We start from the raw sequence: 1,758 nt of genomic DNA on the forward strand, positions 1-1,758 counted from the left end.
CCTTTAAAAGTTTTCATGTCCGCGCTAATCATAACAGCGTTAATAAAGTCGAGGAGAACTTTTTCGCCTCCTTTATCGGTGAAGAAATACCTGACGAAAAAATCGTTAAGCGCATTAAATGGTTTCTTATTCATAAGAATATTATAACAAAAAATTATTATTTGTCAAAATTTAAATTATACCGCCGACTGTGAAGCCATATTCGCGTTTTTCTTCCATCTGTCAGAAAAATAATAACTTAAACTTAAACTCATATTTATAAAATTGACTATCGCCATTGAAGTCCATATTCCCACTACGCCGATTTTTGGAGATAAAAAATAAGCCAAAGGAACTCTCACCATAATAAGAGCTATAAAACTAAAAAGCATTAAAGTAAAAGTTTTTCCCGCTCCGTTAATCACTCCGTTTGTGGCGAACATAACCGAAAGAAAAATAATCGAAGGCATAACGATATACATATAACTTCTAGTATATTCAAAAATACTGTCATCGCTTGTAAACATTCTAAATATTAATCTTGGAAACAAAACTGAAAATAAAGCCATAAAAGACGAAATGGCAATTCCCATTATGCATCCCGATTTATATATAGCTTTGATTCTATCCATTCTATTTGCGCCGATATTTTGAGCCACCATAGTCGCTATTGCCGCAGATAAAGCCATTAGCGGAAGAAACGATAAAGAATCTATTCGCATATTAATCGCAATCGAAGCGGAAGCCGATTCTCCATAACCGTTTATTAACCTATTTAAAAAAAGCCAACTTATAGAAACTATCAATTGCATTGTGGCAAAAGGCATTCCTATTTTTAGCATTAGTTTCGTTATCTTTAAGTCGAAAACTATTCTTAAAGGATTCGCTCTAACAACGCTATCTTTCATTTTCAAATATATCATACTAACTACAACGGAAACGAATTGAGAGAAAGCCGTCGCGTAAGCCGCTCCGTCAAGTCCCATTTTTGGAAAAGGTCCTATTCCCGCTATCATTAAAGGGTCTAATATTATATTCAATATCGAAGCTATAGCCAAAAATATTAAAGGACGAACGGTATCTCCTATTCCTCTGAGTAAAGCGGCTATTAAAAAATAATAAAACATGAAAGGAAAACCAATCATACTTATTCTAAAATAACTTACCGAATATTCCATTATGCTTTCGGACGCTTTTAAAAATCCCATCAAAGGAGGCGCAAATATATATCCGATTAAAGCCAAAGCTATTGAAGTTATTACGCTTATCGTAGTCGTAACTCTTGAAATATACAAAACCGATTTATTATCGTTCGCTCCGAAATACTGTCCGACTAAAATATTTCCCGCAACCGTAATTCCCGAAGCTATAGCCATCAAAATCAATATTATTGGAAAGCTAACGGCGATTGCTCCGAGTCCGCTACTTCCAACCATCTGCCCAATCCAAATGGTGTCGACAATGTTATAAGCGATATTCAAAAGATTGGCGAGTATCATAGGAACTACCAATTTGATTAATCCTTTATTGACATTTCCGCTTGTAAGTTCGAGCATTTTAGAATCATTATCCATCAAAAAATCCTTATAAATTAAAATAATAAAAAATAAAAAGCGAACTATATTTTATACTTTAATTATAGAAAATGCAATTATAATATTTTCACTTTATTTATTATGCATTTTTATTATAAATAAAAAATTTAAAGGATTTATAAAGAATAAAGTTTTTATAGCTAAAATCTCCGAATATAAATACATTAAAAAAAATTGACTTTTA

Annotated in this window: 1 protein-coding gene and 1 pseudogene; both read right to left on the minus strand. The window is 32.1% G+C overall.

Features of this window, described 5'->3' with window-relative positions:
• A pseudogene (locus EZH24_RS15520) lies at positions 1-134 on the minus strand (Rpn family recombination-promoting nuclease/putative transposase); the annotation flags it as partial.
• Positions 135-176: 42 nt separating this feature from the next.
• Entirely contained in the window at positions 177-1,553 is a 1,377-nt protein-coding gene (locus tag EZH24_RS11200; RefSeq protein ID WP_137999187.1) for an MATE family efflux transporter, read from the minus strand.
• Positions 1,554-1,758: the final 205 nt, after the last annotated feature.

Origin of the sequence: Brachyspira catarrhinii, assembly GCF_005518285.1 — a bacterium.
GTDB lineage: Bacteria > Spirochaetota > Brachyspiria > Brachyspirales > Brachyspiraceae > Brachyspira > Brachyspira catarrhinii.

Coding starts and splice junctions, on each gene's coding strand:
- EZH24_RS11200 (WP_137999187.1), bottom strand. CDS start 1,553: ATGGATAATGATTCTAAAATGCTCGAACTTACAAGCGGAAATGTCAAT.